This window comes from Rhodococcus yananensis, assembly GCF_020515525.1.
Taxonomy (GTDB): domain Bacteria; phylum Actinomycetota; class Actinomycetes; order Mycobacteriales; family Mycobacteriaceae; genus Rhodococcus; species Rhodococcus yananensis.
Genome location: NZ_JAIYEP010000009.1, coordinates 1 through 25,153 on the forward strand (window position 1 = coordinate 1; position 25,153 = coordinate 25,153).

The window sequence follows — 25,153 nt, forward strand, 5'->3', positions numbered from 1 at the left end:
TCGCCGGATCCTGGCGGGCTTCGACCGCCATCCTCGTTGCTCGTTCCTTCAGCTCAACGCTGTACTTCCGTGGTGCTGCCATGCTCTCCATCCTTCACAGGTTCGAGAGCCTCCGACAGACCCGGGGCGATTCACTGTTGACGGTGGCTACCGCTCGTGTCGTCCGCCGAGACGGCGTGCATTTCCAGGGACTGCGGTATGTCTCACCGCTGCTAGCGGCCTACGTCAAAGAGCAGGTCGTGATCCGGTACGACCCTCGCGATATCTCCGAGATCCATGTCTTCCACAAGAACCAATACATCTGTAAAGCCGTGGACCCCGATCATGCATCGTCCACCGTCAGCCTCAAAGAGATTCAAGAGGCCCGCAACGAGCGGCGACGACAGTTGCGCAGTCAGATCAAGGAACGGATCGCCGTCGTCGTCGACCCGAGCCCACCAGCGTCTGCGCCGGCCCCAGAACCGGCCCGAACGAAAAAGCCGAGACTTCGCACCTACCTGGAGGACGACTGATGTCCCCGCAACCGTTCATCGCCACCAAGCAACACCGCCGGTTCATCGAGTTCGCCGACGCCGTGCGCCGCCAACGCACGATCGGCATCTGCTTCGGACAGGCCGGCACTGGCAAACCCTCTCAGCCAGGAGGTATGCCAACCTGCATAAGGCCGAAACGCTCCTCGATGAATGGGGTCCACGCGATGACTCCGATTCCACGGTCTACGCCGCGCTAGCCAGGAAGCGGACGGTCTTCTACACACCCGAGCCGGCAAGCACTCCCCGCCACGTCAAGGAGGATCTCGACCACCTCGTGGCCCGGGTCTCCATCTGCATCGAGGTGCACCTTCGTGAGACCGGCAAGGTCACCAGCCCGATAGCCAGACGCCACAAGAACGTCGAACTCATCATCATCGACGAATCCGAACGCCTCAACGCCACGGCGCTCGAGATGCTGCGCGACCGCTACGACCGCGACAACGTCGCCGTCATCCTCATCGGCATGCCCGGATTCGAGAAACAATTCAGTCGATTCCCGCAGCTTTACAGTCGCGTCGGCTTCGCCCACGAGTACCGACCACTGGCAGAGGACGAGCTGCAGTTCGTCCTCGAACGCCACTGGCGCAAGCTCGGCCAAACCCTCGATCCCGACGATTTCACCGACGCACAAGCCATCGCAGCAATCGCGCGAATCACCCGCGGCAACTTCCGCCTCATCGACAGGCTCTTCACTCAGATGCACAGGGTCATGAGGATCAACGAGCTCAACACCATCACCGACGACGTCGTCGAAGCTGCCCGCTCCACCCTCGTCGTCGGCCTCACCTGACCCGCCAAATCAAGCTGCGAAATCCCGCCAAACGAAGGTGAGAGTCACACCGCAAGGGTGGGCGGCCGTCAAAACTCACCGCCGAGCAGGTCGAGCACGCCCAACGCCTCTACGACGCCGGCGAACACACCGTCGCTCAGATTGCCGGCCTTCTCGGCGTGCGCCGCACCACTCTGTACGGACACTTGAAAAAGGCCGACATCGTGGCGGCAGATCACCAGGCGGCCACCGCTGATCTGGCAGTGGCCACGCTCGAACACCCCACGCCTGCGTGAAAGACGCTGCGCGACTGCCCGAGCTGCGGGCACGAGCCCGCCACCCGTTCCGAGGCGGCTCACCAGCGCGCCGATCTGGCCGTCTCCTGGCTATACCTCGATCCCGACGTTCCCGGCGAGATCGTCAGCCGACACCATTGCCGCAGTTGCCAACCCAACGATCCCGCCGTTGATGTCGCCTGCACTGTCTGCGGAGACGGACCCATCCTCGCCGGGGAACTCGCCACCGACGGCCACATCAACGACGAGCTGCCCGGACCGGCCCGGCGATGGCTCACCGAATCAGGATGGCAAACGAAACCGACGATGTTGTGCCCTGACCACGCCTGAACTGGCGCTAGGACGTACTCAGGGTCAGCCTCGGGAGTGTCGGGCCGGGACGACGGGTGGCCTGGTCGTCTGACTCGTTCGGGCGTCGTCGATGGCCTGTTGCATGTCGGCCAGGAAGCTTGCGATCGTCTGTATCTGCCCTGCGTTGTACGTGCCGATGGCGTTCGTAGCGTTCGCGATCGCCGGGCCGAAGAATGACTGGCCGAGTTGCACGGCTTCGGGGGTGACGTGGATCAGTACTCTCCTGCGGTCCCGGTGGTCTCGCCGCCGGCGTACGTGCCCGGACTTCTCCATGCGATCGATCAGTGCGGTCACCGATGCGGAGTTGAGGTGAAGCTGCTCCCTCAACCACGTCGGGGTCGCCTCGCGGTCGTTGCGCTCCGCGTCGAGTAGGCAGATCAATGCCCGGAGATCGGTGGCGTGCAGACCGTGCTTTCGAGCGAAATCCGCACCGAGCAGGTGCAACTCGACCACCAGTGCGCGTAGTCGATGAACGGTGTCCAGAGAGTCCTCGACAGGCTCGCGCCCGGCATCCATCGCACTCTCCCGTGGTCGACAACATTGCCCTGACAATCTACTATCTCGACAGCCATAGTATCTCGATGTATCGAGTTAATTACCGAGGAGCCCGGATGCCCCCGCTGTCGACTGTCGATTTCACGACCACGGCCGAAGGGGTTGCCTTCTACCGTGCCTACGATCGCGTGCTCGAGAAGTGGCCGGTCGACGTCACCTGTGTCGATCTCACGTCGCAGTACGGGACCACCCGGGTGAACGTGTGCGGACCGCTCGATGCTCCGCCTGTAGTCCTTCTGCCGGGCGCGGGGGCTACGTCCACTGTGTGGTTCGAGAACGTGGCTGCTCTCGCGGACCGGTTCCGGGTTTACGCGGTAGATCTGATCGGTGACGCTGGTCGAAGCATCGCCGACGGCGACCGCCTGCGGTCGGTCGACGACCTGATGTTCTGGCTCAACGCCGTCGCCGAGGCCGCTGGCCTGACCGACTTCGGTCTCGTCGGGCACTCCTACGGCGCGATGATCGCGCTCGCATACGCACTGCGCGAGCCGGACCGAGTCCGGAACCTGGTGCTGCTCGACCCCAATTCGTGTTTCGCCGGAATGCGGGCTTCCTACCTTGCCCGCGCTGTACCGCTACTGTTGCGTCCCAACGAGAAGCGTGAACGTGAGTTCATTCGCTGGGAGACCGGCGGACAGGACGTCGACGAAGACTGGCTCGACTTGCTCGCCCGAGGCGCGGCGTACTTCCCGAAGTCGAAAACCATTGTTCCCAAGCGCCCCAAGCGAAGTGCACTCGATGAACTGACCGTCGATACGACGGTGATCCTCGCGGCCGACAGCAAAGTGCATGACAGTGGACAGCTCGCCACGGACATCGCAGAGTCGATCCCTCGACTGCGTTCAATCGTCGTCGAAGGGGCAACCCATCACACCATGCCGATGAGCCCCACCGCAGTGTTGAACGATGCCCTGATCAACGCGTTGTCCGTGCGATAGAAGCAGCGAAGCCCCGAAGACCAATCCCAGCTGGCCTCATCGATGAACACCGATACCCAGCATTCGGGGAGTTTCAATAACCGACTGTCCCATTATCGCGCAGGTGCGTGAACAGATCGGCCAGCTCCGGGCGGGCGGTGGTGGCCCCGCTGGCGGTCTCGGTCCAGACCCTCGAACAGCCGGCAGCTCTCAGAGTGCATCTGAAAACGCCGGGGTGAGGGTCACGCCGTACGGGCGAGTCGGCGTGAGAGTGTCATGATCGTGGCGACGTGCACCATCGCCTCGTGATGGTCGGGGCGGGTCTCGTAATCGCGCACGCAGCGGCGGTGCTTGCACAGCCAGGCCAGGGTCCGCTCGACCACCCATCGCCGCGGCAGGACCGTGAAGCCGCGCACATCGTCGTTGCGTTTGACGATCTCGATGCCCAGGGACAGCACGTCTTTCGCCCACCGCACGAGCCGTCCCGCATAGCCACCGTCCGCCCACACGAGCTCGATCGTGGAGAACCGGTCCCGCAACACGGCCAGAAGCCGATGGGCGCCGTCCCGGTCCTGGATACCCGCGGCGGTGACCACGACCGCCAGCAGCAGCCCGTTGGTGTCCACCGCGAGGTGACGCTTGCGGCCGTTGGTCTTCTTCCCGGCGTCGTAGCCGCGGCTGTCACCGGGCACGGTGTCCGCGCCCGGCACCGACTGCGAGTCGATGACCGCCGCCGTCGGCCGGGGGTCGCGGCCGTCGGTGATCCGGATCCGGTCGCGCAGCGCGTCGTGGATCCGCAGCCACGTCCCGGCCCGCACCCAGCGGGCGAAGATCGCGTACACCGTCATCGCCGGCGGGAACTCCACCGGCAGCTGCCGCCACGCGATCCCACCCCGCACCACGTAGAAGATGGCATCGAGCACCATTCGGCGGCAGTGCTTCTCGGGACGTCCACCGCGCCCTGCGACGTTGCCGGGAGGCGGGAGCAGCGGCTCGAGGATCGCCCACTGTGCGTCGGTGACCGACGACGACGGATACACCCGGCACCGATGCCCGGCGGCGTGGTCGGGGGTAGGGCATGACGGGCACAGCGTGATGCGCGATGATGACAATGTGGGCTCCTGGTCGGGTCGTGGCGTAAGCACCTACTGACCTACCAGGAGTCCACTCCGATCCCCTTCTTCCACGCCGGTCGCCTCGAGCACCAGAGATCACAAACACGTTCTCAGAGCGTCCGCCTGCGCGTCGATCGTTTGATCGGTGGTTGAGACCCTTGCGTAGCCCAAAAGTTCGTTCACGAGGCGACAGTGTTCCAGAACTCACCGACACAGCAATTTATGAATCATCGGTTTGTGACACGAGTTTTGCACCATTGCGCGGCCTGCGACGGTCCAGGTCGATGTCAGTTTCAGAAGTCGACTGCAGGGATGTCAGAAGTGCTCTGCACACAACCTTCGGGAGTGACGGAACCGCTCTCGGACTGGGTGGACGGCGTGGCTAACGCCGCGGCCGATCGGCACTAGATGAGTGCCTGCAAGGCGCTGATCCCGACAAGCTCGGTGGGTGCCATCGGCACAACCGCGTACCGATCGGAGTGCTCGGCGACGATGGTGTCGAGCTCGCCGACCTCAGCGTCCGCGCGCCGCCGCAGCAGCGGCGATGTCGGGTGTGCGGCAGCGAGGGAATTGTTGACCACCCACGCCCACGGGTGGATGCCCGCGCGTTCGAGGTCGGCTTGCAGGCCGGCGGCTTCGAGGCGTGGTGTGGTTTCGGCAAGGGTGACCAGCACGATTTTGGTCTCGTCGGGGTTCTGCAGCCGCATCAGCGGGGTGGTGAAGTTCGTATTCTCGCCCATCTGGCGGGCGATCTCGCGATGGTAGGAGCCGGTGGCGTCGAGCAGCAGCAGGGTGTGGCCGGTGGGGGCGGTGTCGACGACGACGAAGTGTCGACGCGATTCATGGATGACGCGGGAGAAGGCCTGGAAGACAGCGACTTCCTCGGTGCACGGGGACTTGAGGTCCTCGGCGAGGTTCGCGCGGCCCTGCTCGTCGAGGTTGGCGCCCTTGCCGGCCATGACGCGGTCGCGGTACGCGGCGGTGGCCTCGGTGGGGTCGATGCGTGAGACGGTCAGGTTGTCGAGGGTGCCGGCGAGGGTGTCGGTGAGGTGGGCGGCCGGGTCGGTGGTGGTCAGGTGCACTTGGTGGCCGCGTTCGGCGAGTGCGACTGCGATCGCGGCAGCGATGGTGGTCTTGCCGACTCCGCCCTTGCCCATGCACATGATCAGGCCGTGATCGTCGGCGGCGAGCTCGTCGACGAGAGCGCTCAGCGGTGCGTCCGGCACCAGGTCGGGGGAATCGGTTTGTGCCGGTGTATCCAGGTTCGCTGCGCTGAACAGGGTGTCGAGGGCGTCGACGCCGACCATGTTGGTGGCCTTGAGGTCGATCTCGTCGAAGGGCAGGGCCCGCAGTTCGGCGGGCAGGTCCGCGAGGATGGCCTGTTCGCGGTCGCGGATCGCGGCCGCCAACTCGTCGTGGTCGTCGGAGGCGGGCAGGACGCCGTTGATGACGACGTACTGGTTGGCCAGTCCGATGTCGGCGAGTTCGGTGTGAGTGCGGGCGATCTCGGCGAGCGGGGAGCGCTGCGGTCGGGCGACGAGGACCAGTCGGGTCCGCTGCGGGTCGGCGAGGGCGGCGACGGCGCCGGCATAGGCGGTGCGCTGCTTCTCGAGCCCGGAGAGCGGGCCGAGGCAGGAGGCGTCGCCCTTGCCGTCGTCGAGGAAGTCGGTCCACGATCCGGGCAGCTGGAGCAGCCGGACGGTGTGGCCGGTGGGGGCGGTGTCGAACAGGACGTGATCGAACCCAGAGATGGTCTCGTCGTCGGTGAGCAGCGCGGTGAACTCGTTGAACGAGGCGATCTCGGTGGTGCACGACCCGGAGAGCTGTTCGGTGATCGATGCCAGTTCCTTCTCGGGAAGCAGTCCTCGAACGGGTCCGATGATGCGTTCGCGGTAGGCGGCCGCGGCTTGCTCCGGGTCGATCTCGAGTGCCGAAAGCCCCGGGACGGCGGGCACCTCGGTGATGGTGTTGCCGATGGCCAGCCCGAAGACCTGTCCCACGTTGGAGGCAGGATCGGTGCTCACGAGCAGGACTTTCTTGCCCTCGCGGGTCAGGGCGAGGGCGGAGGCGCAAGCGATCGAGGTTTTCCCGACCCCACCCTTGCCGGTGAAGAACAGGAAGCGGGGCGCATCGTCGAGGAACTTCATGGATCGACCTTTCAGCAGCAGCTGGTGTTGTCCGCGCCATCGCCGCAGCAGGATCCGGCACCGGTGGTGTCGGTGAGCCCGAGCATCTGGATCCCGGCGGGCGCCGCGGCGGTGTCGGTGTCGAGGCCGGCCCACTTGGCGAGCTGGGCGCGGTCGGGGTAGCGGCCGACGGCGGCGGTGACACCGTCGACGAGAACCAGCGGCAGGCCCTCGGACCCGGAGAGCTGCAGGAACGCCTTGACCGGTTCCCGCTCGGCGAAGACAAGCGGCTCATTCGCGAGGTTGAAGCGGGCGATGTCACCGCCCTGGGAGCTGATCCAGTCCATGTCGGCGGTGAAGGTGACCAGGTTCTGGTCGACGTCGTCGCCGCACACTCCGGTGTTGCAGCACAGTGCGGGCTCGAAAACCTCGATACGGCTCATCAGGGGGTCCTCTCAGTTGTCGGAGGTGGATGGGACAGCCAGCTGGCCGGCGAGCCGGGTGACGCGGGCGGCGATGTCGTCACGGACCAGGCGCATGCGCTCGATACCGTCGATGCCGCGTTCGGACGGCTCGTCGGTGTCCCAGTTCTCGAACCGGGTCCCCGGGACGGGATCGATGTGAGCCTCGCGGCCGAGGGTGACCACCACGTCGACTGCGCGCAGCAGCTGCGGGTCGATCGCCTTCGGGGTCTCGGCGGTTATGTCCACGCCGACCTCGAGGAGCGACTGCGCGGACAGGGCGTTGACCGCGGCACCGGGCTTGGTTCCGGCCGAGTGCACCTCGACCGCATCGCCGGCGGCCCTGCGCATCAGCCCGGCCGCCATCTGGGACTTGCCGCCGTTCTTCACACAGACAAACAACACCGACGGTTTGCTCACGAGCGTCCTCCCAAGGGTGGCCGTGTTCACCGGCCGTTCGGTTGACGAGTTGAATCGATAAGAGTCAATATAGACGCATGTCGAATCAATCGTCGAGTGGGGTCGAGGCCTGCTGCTCGCCCCTCACGCGGGAACCGTTGACGTCGGATTGGGCCTGCGACCTGGCCCGAATGTTCAAGGCACTCGGGGATCCGGTGCGGCTGCGGATGCTCAGCCTGATCGCCAGCCACGAGAACGGCGAGAGCTGTGTGTGCGACATCTCCCCGGCATTCGAACTGTCACAGCCGACGATCTCCCATCACCTCAAGGTGCTGCGCGAGGCCGGTCTGCTCGACTGCGAACGCCGCGGAACCTGGGTCTACTACCGAGTGATCCCGTCGGCGCTGGCCCAGCTCTCCGCGGTGCTCTCCTCCGAGGTCGGCGTCGTCGAAGGCTCGACCTGCACGCCGGCCGACGCCGTCGTCGCCGTGGAGGTAGCGCGGTGACCGAGACGACCACACACCCCGCCGTCGTCGGCAAACTCTCCACCCTGGACCGCTTCCTGCCGGTATGGATCGGTGTCGCAATGATCGCCGGGCTGCTGCTCGGCCGGATGATCCCGGGCCTCGGGGACGCGCTCGGCGCCGTCGAACTCGACGGCATCTCGCTGCCGATCGCACTGGGCCTGCTGATCATGATGTACCCGGTGCTGGCGAAGGTGCGCTACGACCGCCTCGACACCGTCACCGGAGACCGCAAACTCCTGTTGGGCTCGCTCCTGCTGAACTGGGTCCTCGGTCCGGCACTGATGTTCGCCCTCGCCTGGATCTTCCTGCCAGACCTGCCCGAATACCGGACCGGACTCATCATCGTCGGCCTAGCCCGGTGCATCGCGATGGTCATCATCTGGAACGACCTCGCCTGCGGTGACCGAGAGGCCGCCGCGGTGCTCGTGGCGATCAACTCGGTGTTCCAGGTGATCATGTTCGCCGTCCTCGGCTGGTTCTACCTCTCGGTCCTGCCCGGCTGGCTCGGGCTCGAGCAGACCACCATCGACACCTCGCCGTGGCAGATCGCGAAATCGGTGCTGATCTTCCTCGGGATCCCGCTGCTCGCCGGGTTCCTCACCCGCCACTTCGGGGAGAAGGCCAAGGGCCGCGACTGGTACGAGGAGCGGTTCCTGCCGAAGATCGGCCCCTGGGCCCTCTACGGGCTGCTGTTCACCATCGTGATCCTGTTCGCGCTGCAGGGCGACCGGATCACCTCGCAGCCACTCGATGTCGTGCGGATCGCAATCCCACTGCTGGCGTACTTCGCGATCATGTGGGGCGGCGGCTACGCCCTCGGCGCCGCAATGGGGCTCGGCTACGAGCGCACCACCACCCTCGCGTTCACTGCGGCCGGCAACAACTTCGAGCTCGCCATCGCGGTGGCGATCGCCACCTACGGCGTCACCTCAGGCCAGGCACTCGCCGGTGTCGTCGGCCCGCTGATCGAGGTCCCGGTCCTGGTCGGGCTGGTGTACGTCTCCCTCGCGCTGCGTAAACGCTTCACCCGCAAGGCCGCACCCGCACCCACCGCTTCGTGACCCGAGAAGGCCAGGAGACGAACATGTCCCAGCACTCCGACCGCCACCAGTCCGAACTGCTCGTTCCCGAAGCAGTGCTGCGCCGCGCCGCCGAGCACCTCGCCGGCAGGTACACCGGAATCTTCTCCCCGGAGACCGTGGAGAGGGCGGTGTTCGAGTCCTACGCCGCACTGCGTGAAACCGCCACGGTGCACACCCATCTGAGCGCGCTCGCCCCGCGGCTGGCGGCCGAACGTCTCACCGCCCGGGCGCAAGCCGACGGAGTTGTCGCGAAAACGGTGCCCGAGGTGCTGTTCGTGTGCGCCCACAACACCGGCCGCTCCCAGATGGCTGCAGCATTGCTCGACCACCACGGCGGTGGCCGCGTCCACGTCCGCTCCGCAGGGTCGGCGCCGACCGACCGGATCGACCCGACCGTGCTCTCGGTCCTGGCCGAGCGCGGCATCGACCTCGGCGCGGCCTACCCCAAGCCGCTCACCGACGAGGTCGTTGCCGCCGCGGACGTCGTGGTCACGATGGGCTGCGGCGACGCCTGCGCGGTCCGTCCGGGCACACGCTATTTCGATTGGGCTGTCGCCGATCCCGAAGGCCAGTCCCCACAGATGGTGCGCGCGATCCGGGATGAGATCGACGTCCGGGTCCGCGCCCTGCTGTCCGATCTCAACACTGCTCCCCGCACCCTCTGACCTCCCACTTCTTGAAAGGTTCTCGATGACCACCGCATCCCCGAACCCCACGCCGTCGGTCCTGTTCGTCTGCGTGCACAACGCTGGCCGCTCCCAGATGGCCGCCGGATTCCTCACCGCGCTCGCCGGTGACCGGATCGAGGTCCGCTCCGCGGGCAGCGCCCCGGCCGACCAGGTCAACCCCGCCGCGACCCTGGCGATGGCCGAGGTAGGCATCGACATCTCGACCCAATCCCCGAAGATCCTCACCACCGATGCGGTGCAGGCATCGGATGTGGTGATCACGATGGGGTGCGGCGACACCTGCCCCGTCTTCCCCGGAAAGTCCTACCGGGACTGGGTTCTCGAGGATCCGGCCGGACAGGGTGTCGACGCGGTCCGCCCAATCCGCGACGAGATCAAGGCCAAGGTCGAGGCACTGATCGCCGAACTCGCCCCGGACCCCGTCCACAGCTGACGGACACCCACCGGCATCCACCTGCCCATATCGCAGAAGGCGCACATGACCACTGACGTGACCATCCACGACCTCATCATCGTCGGCTCCGGACCCGCCGGATACACCGCCGGCGTCTACGCCGCCCGTGCGGAGCTCGAGCCCCTGCTCTTCGAGGGCACCCAGTTCGGCGGCTCGCTGATGACCACCACCGAGGTGGAGAACTTCCCCGGCTTCCGCGAGGGCATCATGGGCCCGGATCTCATGGACGAGATGCGTGAGCAGGCCAAGCGTTTCGGCGCGGACATCCGCACCGAGGACGTCGAGGAGATCGAGCTGGACGGCCCGGTCAAGAAGGTCGTCGCGAACGGCGAGACCTACTACGCGCGCGCCGTCATCCTCGCGATGGGTGCCGCCGCCCGCTACCTCGGCATCCCGGGGGAGGAGCGGCTCCTCGGCCGCGGCGTCAGCGCCTGCGCCACGTGCGACGGCTTCTTCTTCCGCGACCAGGACATCGTCGTGGTCGGCGGCGGCGACTCCGCGATGGAGGAGGCCACCTTCCTGACCAAGTTCGCCCGCAGCGTCACGCTCGTGCACCGCCGCGAGGAGTTCCGCGCGTCGCGGATCATGCTCGAGCGCGCCAAGGCGAACGAGAAGATCCGCTTCGTCACCAACGCCGAGCCGGTCGAGGTGCTGGGCGAGAACAGCGTCACCGGCCTGGTGGTCCGCGACACCGTCACCGGCGAGCAGTCCACGCTCGACGTCACCGGCATGTTCGTCGCGATCGGCCACGATCCGCGCAGCGAGCTCGTCAAGGGCCAGGTCGACGTCGACACCGCCGGCTACGTCAAGGTGCAGTCGCCGACCACCGCCACCTCCACCGAGGGCGTCTTCGCCGCCGGCGACCTGGTCGACCACACCTACCGTCAGGCCATCACCGCGGCCGGCACCGGCTGTGCCGCCGCGATCGACGCCGAGCGCTGGCTGGCCGACCAGGGTGACATCACGGAGAACACCCTCGCGGCCGCGGGCGAGCCCGTCGCCGTCGACGCCTGACACCGCTGTGAGCTAGCGATGATCAGCATCGATACCGATGTCGTCGTGATCGGGGGCGGTCAGGCCGGGCTCGCCGCGGGCTACTACCTGCGACGGGCCGGCCACCGGTACGTGATCCTCGACGACCAACCCACCCCGGGCGGGGCGTGGCCACACACCTGGCGGTCGCTGCGCCTGTTCTCCCCGGCCGAGTTCGCCGCCCTGCCGGGCTGGCCGATGCCGCCGTGGCCGGACGGTTTCCCGCCCGCCTGCCACGTCGTCGACTACTTCACTGCCTACGAGGAGCGGTACAACCTGCCGATCCGGCGCCCCGTCCGCGTCACAGGAGTCCACCGCGACGGGCAAAACCTCGTCGTCTCCGCCGGCGAGCACACCTGGCGGGCGCAGCGGGTGATCAGCGCGACCGGAACCTGGCAGCAACCGTTCTGGCCGATCTATCCCGGCGCGCGGGAGTTCACCGGCCGCCAACTCCACACCGTCGACTACCGGCAGCCGTCGGACTTCGCCGGCGCCCGGGTAGTGGTGGTCGGGGGCGGCAACTCCGCCGCCCAGCTCGTCGCCGAGATCTCCACCGCAGCCGCCACCACCTGGGTGACCACGCGGCCGCCTCGCTTCCTCGCCGACGACGTCGACGGGCGGGTGCTGTTCCGGGTCGCGTCCGAGCGTGCCGCGGCGATCGCCGCCGGCCTGCCCGACCCGGGCGGTCCCGCGTCGCTCGGGGACATCGTGATGGTGCCCGAGGTGCGAGAGGCGCGCGCTCGCGGCGTCCTGCACGCGCTCCCGATGTTTGACCGGCTCACCCCAGATGGGATCGCCTGGGGGAACACGGTTCAGCACGCCGATATCATCGTGTGGGCCACGGGGTTTCGGCCCGCGCTCACACACCTGCGCCCGCTGCGGCTACGCGAACGTGACGGGCACATCGCTGTCTCCGGCACCCGCGCCCTGAAGGAGCCGCGCCTGTACCTGCTCGGCTACGGCGACTGGACCGGCCCCGGGTCGGCGACGATCCTCGGGGTCGGCCGTACCGCGAGGGCCGCTGTCGCCGAACTCGACCTCGGCGCGTGACCGGAGTGGGAACGGCGTCAGTGTTCCCCTGAGCGAGTTGTCGGCCGGTTCATTCTCCGGCGTTGCGTGCCAGCAGAGTGGTGAGTTCTTCGGCGTAGGCAAGCTGTTTGCGCAGGTTCCGGCAACTTTCCTCGGCGCGGGTGTGGCACTGGGCAACGAACGCGCGTGCCTGCGCCGTCGTCTCCGCGGACGCGTCGGCTCGAGCGAGAGTGTCCACCGATTCGAGTAGCAACTTCATCTCGTCGAGCGTGAAGCCGAGTGGCTTCATCCGCCGGATCAGCAGTAGACGCTGGACGTCGGACTCGGTGTAGAGACGGAATCCGCCTGCGCTGCGGGCGGAAGGCGTGACGAGTCCGACTTCGTCGTAGTGTCGAATCGTTTTGATCGACAGTTCCGTTCGCGTTGCGACCTGGCCGATCTGCAACTGCGCCTCGGTGGTGTCGTTCTGCTGCACCGCGACGACCTCGATTCCTGCTGAGCTGTGCCCGGATCCGGCACCGTCAGTCACGATAGCGACCTGCGGGCCGGTCCGGGCCCAGCGCCTCCGCCTCGTCGTCGGTTCAGTGGCCTGCGCCGAGCTGGCCAGTGAGCCGCACGTGGCGTTCGGCCGAGGCGTCGTTGAGGCCGACGATCACGGCGTTCTTGCCTTTGGCCGCGTATTTGGTGGTGATCGCGTCGAGGGTGGCGACGGTGGAGGCGTCCCAGATGTGGGCGTCGGAGAGGTCGATGATCACGTTCACTGGGTCGCCGAGGTAGTCGAACTGGTAGATCAGGTCGTTGCTCGAGGCGAAGAACAATTCGCCGCGCACGGCGTAGACTCGGGTGTTCTCGTCCGGATGGGCGATGTCGACGACGTCGGTCAGGTGTGCGACGCGGCGGGCGAAGAGTACCATCGCGGTGATCACGCCGACGATGACGCCGTAGGCGAGGTTGTGGGTGGCGACGGTGACGGCGACGGTGGCGAGCATGACCAGGGTTTCGCTCTTGGGCATGCGGCGCAGTGTCTTCGGGGTGATCGAGTGCCAGTCCATGGTGCCGACCGAGACCATGATCATCACCGCGACCAGGGCGGCCATCGGGATGAGAGCGACGATGTCGCCGAGGCCGACGACGAGGATCAGCAGGAACACACCTGCGAGGAAGGTCGAGATGCGGGTGCGGGCGCCGGAGACCTTGACGTTGATCATGGTCTGGCCGATCATGGCGCAGCCGCCCATGCCGCCGAAGAAGCCGGTGACCACGTTCGCGATGCCCTGTCCCCACCCTTCGCGGGTCTTGTTGGAGTGGCTGTCGGTGATGTCGTCGACGAGCTTGGCGGTCATCAGGGACTCGAGCAGGCCGACCAGCGCCATCGCCAACGCGTAGGGGGCGATGATCCGCAGCGTCTCGAGCGTGAGCGGGACGTCGGGGAAGAACAGCGTCGGCAGGCTCGATGGCAGCTCGCCCTCGTCGCCGACGTTGGGCACGTTCAACCCGAACACCACCGTCGCGGCCGTGAGCAGCACGATCGCCACCAGCGGGGCGGGGATGACCTTCGTCAGCCGCGGCAGGAACACCATGATCACCAACCCGACCGCGACCATCGGATACACCAATGTCGGCACACCGAGCAGGTGTGGAAGCTGGGACGTGAAGATCAAGATCGCCAGGGCGTTGACGAAGCCGACCATGACGCTGCGAGGGATGAACCGCATCAACTTCGCGACACCGAGCACGCTCAGCACGATCTGCAAGATGCCCGCCAAGATCACCGCGGCAACGAAGTAGTCGAGCCCGTACTCGCGGGCCAGCGGCGCGATGACCAGGGCGATCGCGCCTGTCGCTGCGGAGATCATCGCGGGTCGACCGCCGACGATCGCGATGGTCACCGCCATCGTGAATGAGGCGAACAGCCCGATCCGGGGATCCACGCCCGCGATGATCGAGAACGAGATCGCCTCGGGGATCAGGGCGAGTGCCACCACGAGACCGGCGAGGACCTCGGTTTTCAATCGGGACGGATCCCGAAGTGCGCCGAGCACGGACCCCTCGAGGTGCGTGGCGAGCTGACGCTGTTGTGCCATCACGGCTCCGTTCGAGACTGGGGCACACCGTGCCCGGTCGCGGGCGTCTTCGATGCACCGCGGTAGAGGAGACGACACCTGCAGCTGCGGGGAGCCGTGGATGTCGTCGCCCGCGCGTTCGGCGGGACTGGTCATCGCAACGAGGCAGCACTCTACCCTTACGGGAGGGTAGAGTGCGAAATGGGCTGGTGGCAGCCGGTGGCGGGGTGGCCGATGCCGACACATGGAGGCGGATCAGCCCTTCACCGGTGGGCCGCGCCTCACGCGCCGCGGCAGACGAGCCACCCGAAACGGGTCAGCGTTCGCTACGGCGGATGGCGGCGATGAGACTCGACAGATCGGGTAGGCCGTCGGCGCACCCGTGGCCGCGGTAGACGCGGCACGCCAGCGCGGCCGCGCCGGTCGATGTGAACGGGTCGGCGCCGTCGATGCGGATCGTCGGGGACCCGGGGAATCCTTCCCGCTGCGCGTCCTCGGGCGTCGCCACGGTCCGCAGCACGATCGGGGTGCTGGCGTTGCCCGTTGCCGCGAGGGCATCTGCCAGAAGGTCTCGGGCCCGCTGCCAGTTCGGGCAGCCGTCGAAGTAGAGCAGTTCGATGTCCATGCCGGTCAGGCGCCGTCCGCGCCCGCGACGCTGTCGGAGCGGCGCTCGAGGAAGACGGTGTCACGCCAGACCCCACCGATTCGGGCGATGCGCTCACGCACGCCGACGGTGCGGAATCCGGCCGAATGCAGCAGCGCGATACTGGCCCGGTTCTCGGCTAGGACCGAGTTCTGCAGCGTCCACAAACCGGCCTCGTCGGCGGCCACGACCTGGGTGCGCAGCAGCGCCTTGCCGACCCCGCGGCCCCGCATCCCCTCGGCGACGAACACCGCGTTTTCGGCGACACCGCGATAGCAGTCGCGGTCCGAGACCGGGCTCAGCGCGGCCCAACCGACCACGGCGCCGTCGATCTCGGCGACCCACCGGTGCCCGGGAAGCCACCGGTCATCGAGAGTGTCGCGGCTGGGGACCTCGGTGGCGAGCGCGCCGGCGCCGCCCTCGCCGTAGATGCGCCCGACCGCATCCCAGTCGTCGTCGGTCATCGCGCGAACAGCGACGTCGTCGGGTAGATCGGCCGGGCAGCACGGGCGCGGGGTGAGCACCCCCATCACCACATCGGCCGCCTGCGGCAGGCCCGTGCAGCACGACGGATTGACCACCACGACGGTGCTGGTGCCGTCCTTGTGGACGGTCACGAACCCCACGTCGGCGAGTTTGCGGACGTGATGCGACACGGTCGGCTGCCCCACGCCGAGCGCGTCGGAGAGCTCCCCGATCGTGATGCCGGCGGGCCGACTGGCGACCTGGTGAAGCAAACGCACCCGGGTCGGCTCGGCCAGGCACGCGAACCACCCCGCGTAGACGGCGGCGTCCTCGGTCCCCAGGCCCACCGCCTCGACCGGAGCCGGGTTCCGGAGTGTCGGCATATCCAGGGAAGTCATACCCCCGATTATATCGACGCGCATCGATGGTTGCATTCATCGATGCGCGTCGATACAGTCGTGGTTGATCGATGGACGTCGATGAATAAGGAGTTTGTGATGACCGACCTGCCCGTGGTGGTTGTCGGCGCCGGCCCGATCGGCCTGGCTGCCGCCGCTGAACTACGTGAACGCGGACTGACCCCGCTGGTGTTCGAACGCGGCCCCAAGGCCGGAGCCGCAGTGGACCAGTGGAACCACATCCGGCTGTTCTCCCGCTGGTCGGAGGTGATCGACCCGGCCGCGCGCCGACTGCTCGACCGCACGGGCTGGACCGCCCCCGACGACGAGGCGTACCTGACCGGACAGGAATGGGTCCGCGAGTACCTCACCCCGCTCGCTGACGCCCTCGGCGACGCCGTGCAGTTCGACACCGAGGTCGTCGGCGTCGCCCGCCGCGGCCGCGACCGCGTGGTCGACGCCGGCCGCGACACCGAACCGCTGTCCGTGCACGTTCGCCGCGGCGACGGCACCGAGGATCGCGTCCTCGCCCAGGCCGTCGTCGACGCCTCCGGCACCTGGGGCACCCCGAACCCGCTCGGCGGCGAAGGGCTGCCGGCACTCGGTGAGCAGGCCGTCTCGAATGTCATCGAGTACCGGGTCCCGGACCTCGACGACCCTGCCGTGCGCGTCCAGTACGCGGGCAAGCACACCGCGATCGCCGGCGGCGGCCACTCGGCACTGAACGCGATCGTTGCTCTCGCCGCGCTCGAGAAGGAAGCACCCGGCACCCGGATCACCTGGATCCTGCGCCGCGGCGATGTCGCGTCGACGTTCGGTGGCGGCGAGGCCGATCAGCTGCCCGCCCGCGGCGCGCTGGGCCTGCGCGCGAAGAAGGCCGTCGACGACGGACTGCTGCACGTGGTGACCGGTTTCCGCACCGCCGCCGTCGAGCCCGCCGACCAGGACCAGGTCGCGCTGGTCTCCGATGCCGGGCAGCGCGTCGAAGGCGTCGACCGGGTCGTAGTGCTCACCGGATTCCGCCCGGATCTGTCCTGGCTGTCCGAGATCCGCCTCGGACTCGATCCGGTCCTGCAGGCCCCGACCGAGCTGGCCCCGCTGATCGACCCGAACGTGCACTCCTGCGGCACCGTCTACCCGCACGGCGCCAAGGAACTCAGCCACCCCGAACCCGGCTTCTACCTGGCCGGGATGAAGAGCTACGGCCGCGCGCCGACGTTCCTGGCCATGACCGGCTACGAGCAGGTCCGCAGCATCGCCGCCGCGATCGCCGGCGATCACGAGGCCGCCGCCCGCGTCGAACTGATCCTCCCCGAGACCGGGGTCTGCGGTGGCGCAGGAGTGTTCGACGAGCCCGACGCCGACGCCGACGCCTCCGAGGGCGGCTGCTGCGGCGCGCCGCAGCCGGAGTTGGTGACCCTGACCGCACCCGGCGGGGCACGCTAGCCCGATGACGGACACCAAGGCCCCGCCGCAGACCGACACCCTTCCCGCGGCCGGTCTGCGGCGGGTCTTGGCGATCCTGTGCCTGACGGAGATCACCAGCTGGGGCATCCTCTACTACGCGTTCCCCGTGCTGTCGGTCTCCATCGCCGACGACACCGGCTGGTCCCTGCAGACGATCATGGCCGCGTTCTCGATCGGCCAGCTCGCCGCCGCGTTCACCGGCATCCCCGTCGGCCGCATCATCGACCGCATCGGCCCGCGCGCGATCATGACCGCCGGCTCCGTACTCGCTGTGCCCGCACTGCTTCTCATCGCGACCGCACGCAACCTGCCAACGTTCTACGCCGGCTGGATCGTCGCCGGGATCGCGATGGGCGGCGTCCTCTACCCGCCCGCATTCGCGGCCCTGACCCGCTGGTACGGCGACAGCTACGTCAAGGCACTGATGATCCTCACGCTCGCCGCGGGCCTGGCGAGCACTGTCTTCGCCCCGCTCGCCGCCACTTTGGTCGAGCGAACCGACTGGCGCGCCACTTATCTCATCCTCGCGGCGATCCTCGCCGCCATCACCATCCCCGCCCACCTGTGGGGACTGCGCGGACGGTGGCCGCACCCACCCGCGCCGGCGCACGGCGACGCGGCCGATCACCGCGACGCCTCCCGCAGCCCCGCGTTCCTCGCCCTCGTCGTCGCGCTGAGCCTCGGAGCGTTCGCCGCCTTCGCCGGCGTGTTCAACCTCGTCCCGCTACTCATCGAACAAGGCTTCTCCCCATCCCTGGCGGCCCTGATTCTCGGCTTGAGCGGCGCGGGACAGCTCCTCGGCCGCATCGGCTACCTGCCCCTCGCCGCCCGTACCTCGGCTCGCAGCCGGGCCATCGGCGTCCTCGTCGCCACCGCCGTCAGCACCGCACTGTTGGGCGTCGTGGCCACGGTCGCGACCCTGATCACCGTCGCGATCAGCGCCGGACTGATCCGGGGACTGTTCACCCTCGTCCAAGCCACCGCCATCACCGACCGGTGGGGCGCCACCCACTACGGCCGCCTCAACGGCCTGATGTCCGCCCCCATCGTCATCGTCATGGCACTCGCCCCCTGGGCCGGCACCGCCCTGTCGAACTGGACCGGCAGCTACGCCCACGCCTACCTCGTCCTCGGCGCCATCGCACTCCTCGCCGCCCTCGTCGCGGCCCCCAGCGTCCCCCGCCGAACCGCCGCCACCTGACCTTTCAAGGACCCACACATGCCCCACTACGACGCCCTCATCGTGGGCGCCGGCCAGTCCGGCCTGGCCGCAGCCCACGCGCTGCGCCAGCGCGGTCTGACCGCCGCGATCCTCGAAGCCTCCGACGACACCGCCGGATCCTGGCCGCACTACTACGACAGCCTCACCCTGTTCTCGCCCGCGAAATACAGCTCCCTACCCGGGCTTCCCTTCCCCGGCGACCCCGACCACTACCCGCACCGCGACGAAGTCGTCGACTACCTACGCCGCTACGCCAAGGGCCTCGACGTCGACATCCACCTCAACCACCGGGTCGACGCCGTCGCCCACGACGGACACACCTTCACCGCCCACACCGACACCGGAACCGCCTTCACCGCACCCCGGCTCGTCGCCGCCACAGGCGGATTCAGCTCACCCCACCTCCCGGCACTGCCCGGACAAGACACCTTCACCGGAAAACTGCTGCATGCCAGCACCTACCGCACCCCCGCCGACCACACCGGCGAGAACGTCATCGTCGTCGGCGCCGGCAACTCCGCCGTCCAGATCGCCGTGGAACTCGCCGCCACCACCACCGTCACCCTCGCCAGCCGCGCACCGGTGAAATTCGCCCCGCAACGCCCCCTCGGCCGCGACATGCACTTCTGGTTCACCATCACCGGCATCGACGCTCTCCCCATCGGGCACCGGATCACCAACCCGCCCACCGTGCCGGTCTTCGACACCGGCCGCTACCGCGCAGCCCTCACCGCCGCCCAACCCGCTGCTCGAGAGATGTTCACCCGACTCGACGGCAACACCGCCGTATGGCCAGACGGCACCACCAGCACCGTCGACACGATCGTCCTCGCCACCGGATACACACCACACCTGAACTACCTCGCCGGCATCGGCACCCTCGACCAGGCCGGACGCCCTCTGCAGCGGAAGGGCCTGTCCACCACCCACACCGGACTCGGCTACATCGGCCTCGAATGGCAACGCAGCCTCTCGTCTGCATCCCTGCGAGGCGTGGGGCGAGACGCCCGCTACATCGCTCGATCGATGGTGGAGCGCTCATTGTCGACGTGACATGCGCGACGGAAACCAGATGCCCGGCGTCGCGAGAGTGGGGCTCGACTACGTGTAGACGACAAGTCCGCGTGGCAGCCCATGAGTTCGATCCACGACGGGGTCTGCGCTGCCACGCGGCGCACACACTATCGACCACCGTCTATCAGGGATCGAATCGAGTCAGCGATTCACGCCATCAGTCCGGGCTGAGCATTCCCGCGGCCACAACCACGCACACCATCATCACCCCTGCCAGCGCGATCGATGCGATGGCGTTGACGCCGAGTAGCCAGGCGGTGACCCCAGGGCTGGCGCTGATCGCCGTCAGCGTCCACAACCAGCGTGATCGCAGCATCTTCGTCATCGCTGTTCCTTGTCGGTCGTCGAGATCGGTTCCGGGAGTTGCCAGTTCTCGATCATTGCCAGGGTCTGCTCGAGCAGGGCGTCGGCGCGGGCTTCGACATCGTCGAGAACGTCCCCGACGTCGGCGAGCGCGGTGAGGGCGTCACGTCGGGCGGCGGTACCGCGGTGGTAGTACTCACCCGACAGCGGTGGCCGCTCCGGTGGCGGCGTGGGGGCGGCTGCAACTGGCCTTGGTCGCCGGGGCGGGAGGGTGTGGGCGGGCGCGGTGCCGGTCAGGTGCTGGCGAACGATCGCGGCGATCGAGCCCGCGGTCAGCGGTTGCGGGGGCAGCGGCAGGTAGCCCCATCGGTCGATCGGCGTGAACACCAACCCATCCCGCCCATCCCGCGACAGGTCGTCGGCGGTGATGTCGGGAAGGCGCCCGCGGTGCAGCTGTGCGGCGAGGGTACGGGTGCTGGGGTGGCGGTCGGTGAACGCGAGAACCTGGGCCCACCTGCGATACACGGCCGCCGGCGCCAGTTCCGGATCGCCGGTGGTGGGGTCGAGCCGATACCGGTAGCGGCCGGTGTCGACGACCAGCGCGTCGCCGTCGCAGGTGATGTGGCTGCGCTGCAGCCGGGTGATCTGTTGCAGCGGCATCCCGGCAGCGGCGATCAGGAGCAGGGCGGCGTCGCGGCGCCCGAACAGGCCTTGCGGCCACCCGTCGGTCGGTAGCTGCGGGATCTGTTGCCGGATCAGCTCGCCCGCGTGCCGGAGGCGGTCGGCGCGCCGTTCGTCGAGTAGATCCCGGAGGGTGTCCGAGCGGCCCGGTGCCGACAGTCCGGCGTGGTCGTGGTGCCAGTTGATCGCTGTCACTCGTGCCCGGAGTGTCGACGCCGTCGCGGGGTGTTCGGCGAGGAAGAGGGCGAGCGTCGACGGGGCGGCCGGCAGGGACGGCAGGTCGACAGCGGTGCACCAGTCCTGGAACAGGGACCAGTCGTATCGGTAGCGGCGCGGCCGCGACAGTGTGGTGGTCACAGGCCAATGGTGGTGACGGCGTTGCCGACCAGTGGGGAGTGCTCGCGGGCGTAGACCTCGAGCATGACCGGGCTCGCGTGCCCGGTCTGCCGCATGATTGCGTGCGCGTCGGCGCCGTTGCGGAAGGCCTGGGTGACGAACCCGGCCCGCAGCGAATGCCCACCGAGCTGATCCACCAGCACCGGGTCATACCCTGCGGCGGCGGCCCGCTGCCGGATCCGTTTGTGGATCGCCGCCCCCGACAGGCCGGTGGCCGAGAGGATTCCGTTGCGGCGCACCGACCGGAACACCGGCACGAGCCGATCCGGCACCTGGGGCCAGGCGCCCCGGCACACGTGCCCGTCGACGCCTGGAGCAGAGCGGAGGAGCCGGATCACCGCGGGCCGGCCACCGCCGTCGAAGGCGGCGACGACCTGCAGCCACCGCAGATACGCGCACGGCGGGCAGGAGCGGTGCGAGTCTGTGTATGGCAAGGCCCGGATGGTGCCGGCGCCGTCCTGGTCGGTCTTCGACTTCCTCAGCCGCACATGCAGCCCGTCGTGCCGGTGCCGGGTCATGTCCCCGATCTGGAATCCGGCCAGCTCCGAGCGCCGGAACGCGCCTGCGAACCCCATCAACAGCAGGGCACTGTCCCGGCGTTCGTACACCTGACCAGACCACCCCGCCGCGCTCTGGCGGGCGGCGGCGACGATCGCAACCACATCCTCAGCCAACAACGGGGCCACACGCTTCGGGGGCCGGTCACCGGCCGCGGCATAGGTGCGGCGGATCCCCGACAGCGTCGCCGTGACGACCTCCGCCGACCCCGGCGCCGTGTAGCCGGCGGCGCGGTGGCGGTGTCCGATCGCCGCGACCCACCGCGTCAACGTCGCCGGCGCGTAGGCCCGAGCGCCGGCCTCGTCCCGGAGTTCGGCGGTCTCGGCGAGATACGCGGCGACCACCAACGGATCGGCCGGCAACACCTGATGGCCCTGGGCGGTGCACCAGCGTTCGAACCGGCGCCAATCCGACACGTATGCCCGACGGGTGTTCTCCGACTTCGAAACCCCCACAGCCCGGCTGACCAACACAGCGGATTCGGCCGCCAACACCACCGGCGCGGAGGAGCCGCCACCAATCGCTGTCGGCGCCGAGCCAGAACCAGCACCGCGATCGGTGTCACGCCACATCACCGCTGCAGGCTAGAACGGCCCACCGACATCCGCGGTCGGCCGGCCATGTCCGGGTCCCACAAGCCAGATCGGGAGAATCTCCACCGGATGCTGATTGGCGAAAGAAAATGGACCCCGCGTTGCGGGGTCCATTTCCGTAATTCCTATGTCCGCGGGGGGAGGCCGAAGCCCGCAAGTCCCACGACTCGTGGCACCGAGTGTACGTTTCCAGCGTGCCATTCGCCAAGCCCACCGATGAAGCCGCGATCCGTGTCGTGCTGAGCGCTCCACGATCGAGTACCTACGTCACTGCTGCTGGAGGTGACACGGCGAAGGCGATGTCGCTGTACGGGTGGAACGCGCGTGTGGCCGCTGCGCTGATGCTTCCGTCGCACTTCGCTGAAGTTGCCACACGCAACGCGGTCTCGGATGCACTCACGGCCGTGTACGGGGCGCGGTGGCCGTGGAACACCACCTTCGAACAGAGCCTACCCGCGCCGAAAGGCCCGGCCTACAACCCGCAGCGTGACCTGCTCCAGACCCGGAAACGGGAGCACACGACCGGCAAGGTGATTGCGGAACTGAAGTTCGCGTTCTGGCAGAGCATGTTCACCGCCCGCCACGACGTGCGCGTATGGGACCAGCAGATCCTCACGCTGTTCCCGAACGCTGCCGGCAAGACGGCCCCACAACTCCGCAGTCGGATCTACGGCGACCTCGAGGGAATCCGGAAGCTCCGCAATCGTGTGGCCCATCACGAGCCGATCTTCACCCGCAACCTCGCCGACGACCTCGCGCGCATGCTCGATCTCGTCGAACTGCGGTCAACGGCGACCGCGCAGTGGGTCCGGGCAATGGAGGAAGTGAGCACCATCCTTACCGAACAGCCGTGACCAGGTTGGTGGCCCGCTCAGACTATCCGCGTCTAGTCGTCAACCAGACGTAGTTCGGGGCGAGCGCTCTGCTCCCCGAGGAGCATGCGGAGCCGGGGCAGTTTGAAGGACAGGTCACCAGCGAGATCCGTGATGGACATCCCGTTCGCCTCAGCGAGTTCGAAGGCGCGCTTGAGGAGAACCGGGACCTCACCGGGATAGTCGTCGACAGGCTCGGGCCGGAACAGTTGCAAGTTTCGTAGCTGCCGAAGCCGCTGGTAGGCCCGCCGGTAGGTTGCATCACTCACCGCGCCGACCTCGCGGCACCGGTAGATCAGGGAGTCGACCGATACACCCCACTCCTTGCCGAGTTGTGCGAGCGCGTTGAGGTCGAGCCGGCCCGGCAAGAGTGGAGTGATCTGGGCGGAAGGTGTGAGCAACTCCGCGGCGAAACGATCTGCCTCCCTTTCCTGCTGCGGGTCCCCGGCGACACGGTCCCCGTGCATGACCAGGTGCCCCAGTTCGTGTGCCGCGGTGAAGCGGTGCCGGTAGACGTCGTAGGCGCGGTCGGGGGTCAGGACGACGATCGGGCGGTCGAGGTGAGAGGTGGAGAACGCATCGACAGTCGCGGTCGCAGCGCCAGCAAACGGCGACAGAGTGACGATGAGGCCGTGGGTTTCCATGATTCGGACCAGGTGTGCGATCGGTCCGTCGCCCAGGTCCCACTGCTCCCGCAGAAGCTGGGCTGCCCGCTCGGGCCCTCTCGGGTGCTCCGACACCTCGGCCGACGCGAGGTGGGGAAGGTCCATCGCCGGGAGCTGTACCCGCTTCTCCAGTGCGTGGGTCAGCTCCCACACTTGTTCTGTGAATGCGATCGCCTTGTCGCGCTGGGTCGCCGGGGTACGGCGAAGGCTGCGGAAGTGCGCGGATGCCACCTCCAGCCGTGCGGCCGGGCGGCCGGTCGCGAAGAACGCCGGGACCACATCGAGGATGTCCGCGAGCTGGCCGATGTGATCGGGTCGAGGTCTGTTCGTGCCGGCCTCCCACTGGCTCACCGCGACGGGAGATACTCCGAGCTGTTCGGACACGGCCTTCTTGGTGAGACCTGCAAGCCGTCTGGCCTGGGTCAATCGGTGCGGATCGAACCCTGCCGCGATCGCCACCAGATCCTGCCGATCAGCTGCCGCGCCGGATGTGGATGTCGAGTCGTCGAGCAGGGAAAGCTGCCCGCGCATCCTCGAACGGGGACTCACACGCCATCACTCCCAGTCTTCGATTCCGCTTCTCCACCCTCGGTACCGAGGGACCCCGTGGGGCGAGGGGCAAGTACAGGTTCATCCAGCGGGGCGTCGTCGAACCTGCGCCCACCACTGACAGTTGCCGTCGCGGGCACGGGTACGACGGCGGGACGCTGCTGAATCGGACTCCCAGTGAGGCTCAGCGGTTCCCAGTGATGCCACACCACTGCACCGGTCTCGGTGTTGACAAGCTCGGCGTCACCGATACCCAGATCGAACAAGCCGGCCGGGCTGCTGGCATAGCCGATCGTTACCACCTGCCCGAACTGCGCGAGCTGTTCGAGGACCGCTTCTTCCTCAGCCAGATCTTCGGGGTCAGCATCGATCTGGTCGAACGACAACTGGGAGTCGACAACCCGCGGTGAGAGCGTCAACAACGAGCGCCGCAGGTCCGACAGCGGCTTGGGTAGCTTGGCGTCCTCGCGTCGGCTCCATCCGTCCGCCGCGTACCGCCACGGGTGCAACACCACCGCGGTGTCGTCGAGAACAACCAGTTCGAACCGGCTTCGCACGTCTGCAGGCTTGCGGGTCACGACACCGGGAATGTGCGCCGTGCACGCGATCAACTGCTCGTACTGCGCGACCTTGAGGGTGTTGCCATAGGCGTCGTTCGTGCTGAGCTCGCTGGCGATGTGCGCGGCGACGGCCTGCTCGTGCGCCCCCTGAATCGCCAGCGGAATCGCCTGCAAGAACTCCTCGGCAACATCGCCGAACCGCTTCCTGGACCAGTCCGAACACTTAAGCTCTGACACGATCGCACCCCACCCCTCTTGACTTAACAGCGCCCAATGCGCCGCCTTGCTTAACTTTACAACATCAAACGA

27 protein-coding genes and 1 pseudogene are annotated in these 25,153 nt (G+C 67.8%); 14 read left to right on the forward strand and 14 right to left on the reverse strand.

All coding sequences use genetic code 11. The features are described from left to right. The 3 genes and pseudogenes from LDQ05_RS03610 to LDQ05_RS03620 all read left to right on the forward strand — a co-directional run. Positions 1 to 512, forward strand: a 512-nt coding sequence (locus tag LDQ05_RS03610; protein ID WP_226435537.1) for a Mu transposase C-terminal domain-containing protein, incomplete at its 5' end; no start/stop codon positions are given. Between the two features lie 142 nt (positions 513 to 654). Then, positions 655 to 1,323, forward strand: a complete 669-nt coding sequence (locus tag LDQ05_RS03615; protein ID WP_264184406.1) for an AAA family ATPase — start codon at positions 655 to 657, stop codon at positions 1,321 to 1,323. A gap of 113 nt (positions 1,324 to 1,436) precedes the next feature. After that, positions 1,437 to 1,598, forward strand: a pseudogene (locus tag LDQ05_RS03620) (recombinase family protein); the annotation flags it as partial. Positions 1,599 to 1,952: 354 nt separating this feature from the next. Here the strand turns inward: LDQ05_RS03620 and LDQ05_RS03625 are convergent. Then, positions 1,953 to 2,465 carry a MarR family transcriptional regulator gene (locus LDQ05_RS03625; protein ID WP_226435538.1) on the reverse strand — a complete coding sequence of 171 codons (513 nt, stop codon included), beginning with the start codon at positions 2,463 to 2,465 and terminating at the stop codon, positions 1,953 to 1,955. 95 nt (positions 2,466 to 2,560) lie between these two features. Here LDQ05_RS03625 and LDQ05_RS03630 point away from each other — a divergent pair, with 95 nt between their 5' ends. Further along, positions 2,561 to 3,442 (forward strand): alpha/beta fold hydrolase, encoded by an 882-nt coding sequence (locus LDQ05_RS03630; protein ID WP_226435539.1) that lies wholly within the window; start codon positions 2,561 to 2,563, stop codon positions 3,440 to 3,442. A 221-nt stretch (positions 3,443 to 3,663) separates the two neighbouring features. Here LDQ05_RS03630 and LDQ05_RS03635 read toward each other — a convergent pair whose 3' ends face one another. The 4 genes from LDQ05_RS03635 to LDQ05_RS03650 all read right to left on the reverse strand — a co-directional run bounded on the left by LDQ05_RS03635 (position 3,664) and on the right by LDQ05_RS03650 (position 7,543). Continuing rightward, the gene (locus LDQ05_RS03635; protein ID WP_226435606.1) at positions 3,664 to 4,461 is read right to left on the reverse strand and encodes an IS5 family transposase; all 798 of its coding nucleotides are present in this window, start codon (positions 4,459 to 4,461) and stop codon (positions 3,664 to 3,666) included. 479 nt (positions 4,462 to 4,940) lie between these two features. Next, entirely contained in the window at positions 4,941 to 6,683 is a 1,743-nt protein-coding gene (gene arsA, locus LDQ05_RS03640) for an arsenical pump-driving ATPase (RefSeq protein ID WP_226435540.1), read from the reverse strand. Between the two features lie 11 nt (positions 6,684 to 6,694). Beyond that, positions 6,695 to 7,105 (reverse strand): arsenite efflux transporter metallochaperone ArsD, encoded by a 411-nt coding sequence (gene arsD, locus LDQ05_RS03645; RefSeq protein ID WP_226435541.1) that lies wholly within the window; start codon positions 7,103 to 7,105, stop codon positions 6,695 to 6,697. Positions 7,106 to 7,117: 12 nt separating this feature from the next. Next, the gene (locus LDQ05_RS03650) at positions 7,118 to 7,543 is read right to left on the reverse strand and encodes an arsenate-mycothiol transferase ArsC (RefSeq protein WP_226435542.1); all 426 of its coding nucleotides are present in this window, start codon (positions 7,541 to 7,543) and stop codon (positions 7,118 to 7,120) included. Between the two features lie 77 nt (positions 7,544 to 7,620). Between LDQ05_RS03650 and LDQ05_RS03655 the strand changes: the two genes are divergently transcribed. The 6 genes from LDQ05_RS03655 to LDQ05_RS03680 are packed head-to-tail and all read left to right on the forward strand — an operon-like array spanning position 7,621 to position 12,356. Then, complete coding sequence (locus LDQ05_RS03655; RefSeq protein ID WP_226435543.1) at positions 7,621 to 8,028, forward strand: ArsR/SmtB family transcription factor; 408 nt, start codon at positions 7,621 to 7,623, stop codon at positions 8,026 to 8,028. Then, positions 8,025 to 9,110, forward strand: a complete 1,086-nt coding sequence (arsB, locus tag LDQ05_RS03660) for an ACR3 family arsenite efflux transporter (protein WP_226435544.1) — start codon at positions 8,025 to 8,027, stop codon at positions 9,108 to 9,110. The genes LDQ05_RS03655 and arsB overlap by 4 nt, the downstream gene beginning before the upstream one ends. Positions 9,111 to 9,133: 23 nt before the next feature. Then, the gene (locus tag LDQ05_RS03665; protein WP_226435545.1) at positions 9,134 to 9,796 is read left to right on the forward strand and encodes an arsenate reductase/protein-tyrosine-phosphatase family protein; all 663 of its coding nucleotides are present in this window, start codon (positions 9,134 to 9,136) and stop codon (positions 9,794 to 9,796) included. A gap of 25 nt (positions 9,797 to 9,821) precedes the next feature. Further along, positions 9,822 to 10,253: an arsenate reductase ArsC gene (locus LDQ05_RS03670; RefSeq protein ID WP_226435546.1), complete on the forward strand. Its 432-nt coding sequence runs from the start codon at positions 9,822 to 9,824 to the stop codon at positions 10,251 to 10,253. 45 nt (positions 10,254 to 10,298) lie between these two features. Beyond that, positions 10,299 to 11,288, forward strand: coding sequence for a thioredoxin-disulfide reductase (gene trxB / locus LDQ05_RS03675; RefSeq protein WP_226435547.1), 990 nt, complete (start codon positions 10,299 to 10,301; stop codon positions 11,286 to 11,288). A gap of 18 nt (positions 11,289 to 11,306) precedes the next feature. Then, positions 11,307 to 12,356: an ArsO family NAD(P)H-dependent flavin-containing monooxygenase gene (locus LDQ05_RS03680; RefSeq protein ID WP_226435548.1), complete on the forward strand. Its 1,050-nt coding sequence runs from the start codon at positions 11,307 to 11,309 to the stop codon at positions 12,354 to 12,356. Between the two features lie 49 nt (positions 12,357 to 12,405). Here the strand turns inward: LDQ05_RS03680 and LDQ05_RS03685 are convergent, their stop codons facing one another. From LDQ05_RS03685 to LDQ05_RS03700, 4 genes are all read right to left on the reverse strand, one after another. After that, positions 12,406 to 12,780: a MerR family transcriptional regulator gene (locus tag LDQ05_RS03685; protein ID WP_226435607.1), complete on the reverse strand. Its 375-nt coding sequence runs from the start codon at positions 12,778 to 12,780 to the stop codon at positions 12,406 to 12,408. A 136-nt stretch (positions 12,781 to 12,916) separates the two neighbouring features. After that, positions 12,917 to 14,419 carry a SulP family inorganic anion transporter gene (locus LDQ05_RS03690; protein WP_226435549.1) on the reverse strand — a complete coding sequence of 501 codons (1,503 nt, stop codon included), beginning with the start codon at positions 14,417 to 14,419 and terminating at the stop codon, positions 12,917 to 12,919. 295 nt (positions 14,420 to 14,714) lie between these two features. After that, positions 14,715 to 15,023, reverse strand: a complete 309-nt coding sequence (locus tag LDQ05_RS03695) for a thioredoxin family protein (RefSeq protein ID WP_226435550.1) — start codon at positions 15,021 to 15,023, stop codon at positions 14,715 to 14,717. Between the two features lie 5 nt (positions 15,024 to 15,028). Further along, entirely contained in the window at positions 15,029 to 15,904 is an 876-nt protein-coding gene (locus LDQ05_RS03700) for a helix-turn-helix domain-containing GNAT family N-acetyltransferase (protein WP_226435551.1), read from the reverse strand. 99 nt (positions 15,905 to 16,003) lie between these two features. Here LDQ05_RS03700 and LDQ05_RS03705 point away from each other — a divergent pair, with 99 nt between their 5' ends. The 3 genes from LDQ05_RS03705 to LDQ05_RS03715 are packed head-to-tail and all read left to right on the forward strand — an operon-like array spanning position 16,004 to position 19,646. Beyond that, positions 16,004 to 17,350 carry an NAD(P)-binding domain-containing protein gene (locus tag LDQ05_RS03705; RefSeq protein WP_226435552.1) on the forward strand — a complete coding sequence of 449 codons (1,347 nt, stop codon included), beginning with the start codon at positions 16,004 to 16,006 and terminating at the stop codon, positions 17,348 to 17,350. Between the two features lie 4 nt (positions 17,351 to 17,354). Continuing rightward, a complete protein-coding gene (locus LDQ05_RS03710; RefSeq protein WP_226435553.1) occupies positions 17,355 to 18,572 on the forward strand; it encodes an MFS transporter in 1,218 nt (405 codons plus the stop codon). An 18-nt stretch (positions 18,573 to 18,590) separates the two neighbouring features. Then, a complete protein-coding gene (locus LDQ05_RS03715; RefSeq protein WP_226435554.1) occupies positions 18,591 to 19,646 on the forward strand; it encodes a flavin-containing monooxygenase in 1,056 nt (351 codons plus the stop codon). Between the two features lie 178 nt (positions 19,647 to 19,824). On the opposite strand, the gene LDQ05_RS03720 is transcribed toward LDQ05_RS03715, so the two are convergent. The 3 genes from LDQ05_RS03720 to LDQ05_RS03730 are packed head-to-tail and all read right to left on the reverse strand — an operon-like array spanning position 19,825 to position 22,060. Beyond that, a complete protein-coding gene (locus LDQ05_RS03720) occupies positions 19,825 to 19,992 on the reverse strand; it encodes a hypothetical protein (protein ID WP_226435555.1) in 168 nt (55 codons plus the stop codon). After that, on the reverse strand, positions 19,989 to 21,008 hold the full coding sequence (locus LDQ05_RS03725; protein WP_226435556.1) for a hypothetical protein: 1,020 nt from the start codon (positions 21,006 to 21,008) through the stop codon (positions 19,989 to 19,991). The genes LDQ05_RS03720 and LDQ05_RS03725 overlap by 4 nt, the downstream gene beginning before the upstream one ends. After that, positions 21,005 to 22,060: a tyrosine-type recombinase/integrase gene (locus LDQ05_RS03730; RefSeq protein WP_372461028.1), complete on the reverse strand. Its 1,056-nt coding sequence runs from the start codon at positions 22,058 to 22,060 to the stop codon at positions 21,005 to 21,007. The genes LDQ05_RS03725 and LDQ05_RS03730 overlap by 4 nt, the downstream gene beginning before the upstream one ends. Positions 22,061 to 22,392: 332 nt before the next feature. On the opposite strand from LDQ05_RS03730, the gene LDQ05_RS03735 reads away from it, so the two are divergent. Continuing rightward, positions 22,393 to 23,052, forward strand: coding sequence for a hypothetical protein (locus LDQ05_RS03735; protein WP_226435558.1), 660 nt, complete (start codon positions 22,393 to 22,395; stop codon positions 23,050 to 23,052). Between the two features lie 32 nt (positions 23,053 to 23,084). Here the strand turns inward: LDQ05_RS03735 and LDQ05_RS03740 are convergent, their stop codons facing one another. Further along, a complete protein-coding gene (locus LDQ05_RS03740) occupies positions 23,085 to 24,266 on the reverse strand; it encodes a helix-turn-helix domain-containing protein (protein WP_226435559.1) in 1,182 nt (393 codons plus the stop codon). Between the two features lie 14 nt (positions 24,267 to 24,280). Then, positions 24,281 to 25,081: a hypothetical protein gene (locus LDQ05_RS03745; protein ID WP_226435560.1), complete on the reverse strand. Its 801-nt coding sequence runs from the start codon at positions 25,079 to 25,081 to the stop codon at positions 24,281 to 24,283. Positions 25,082 to 25,153: the final 72 nt, after the last annotated feature.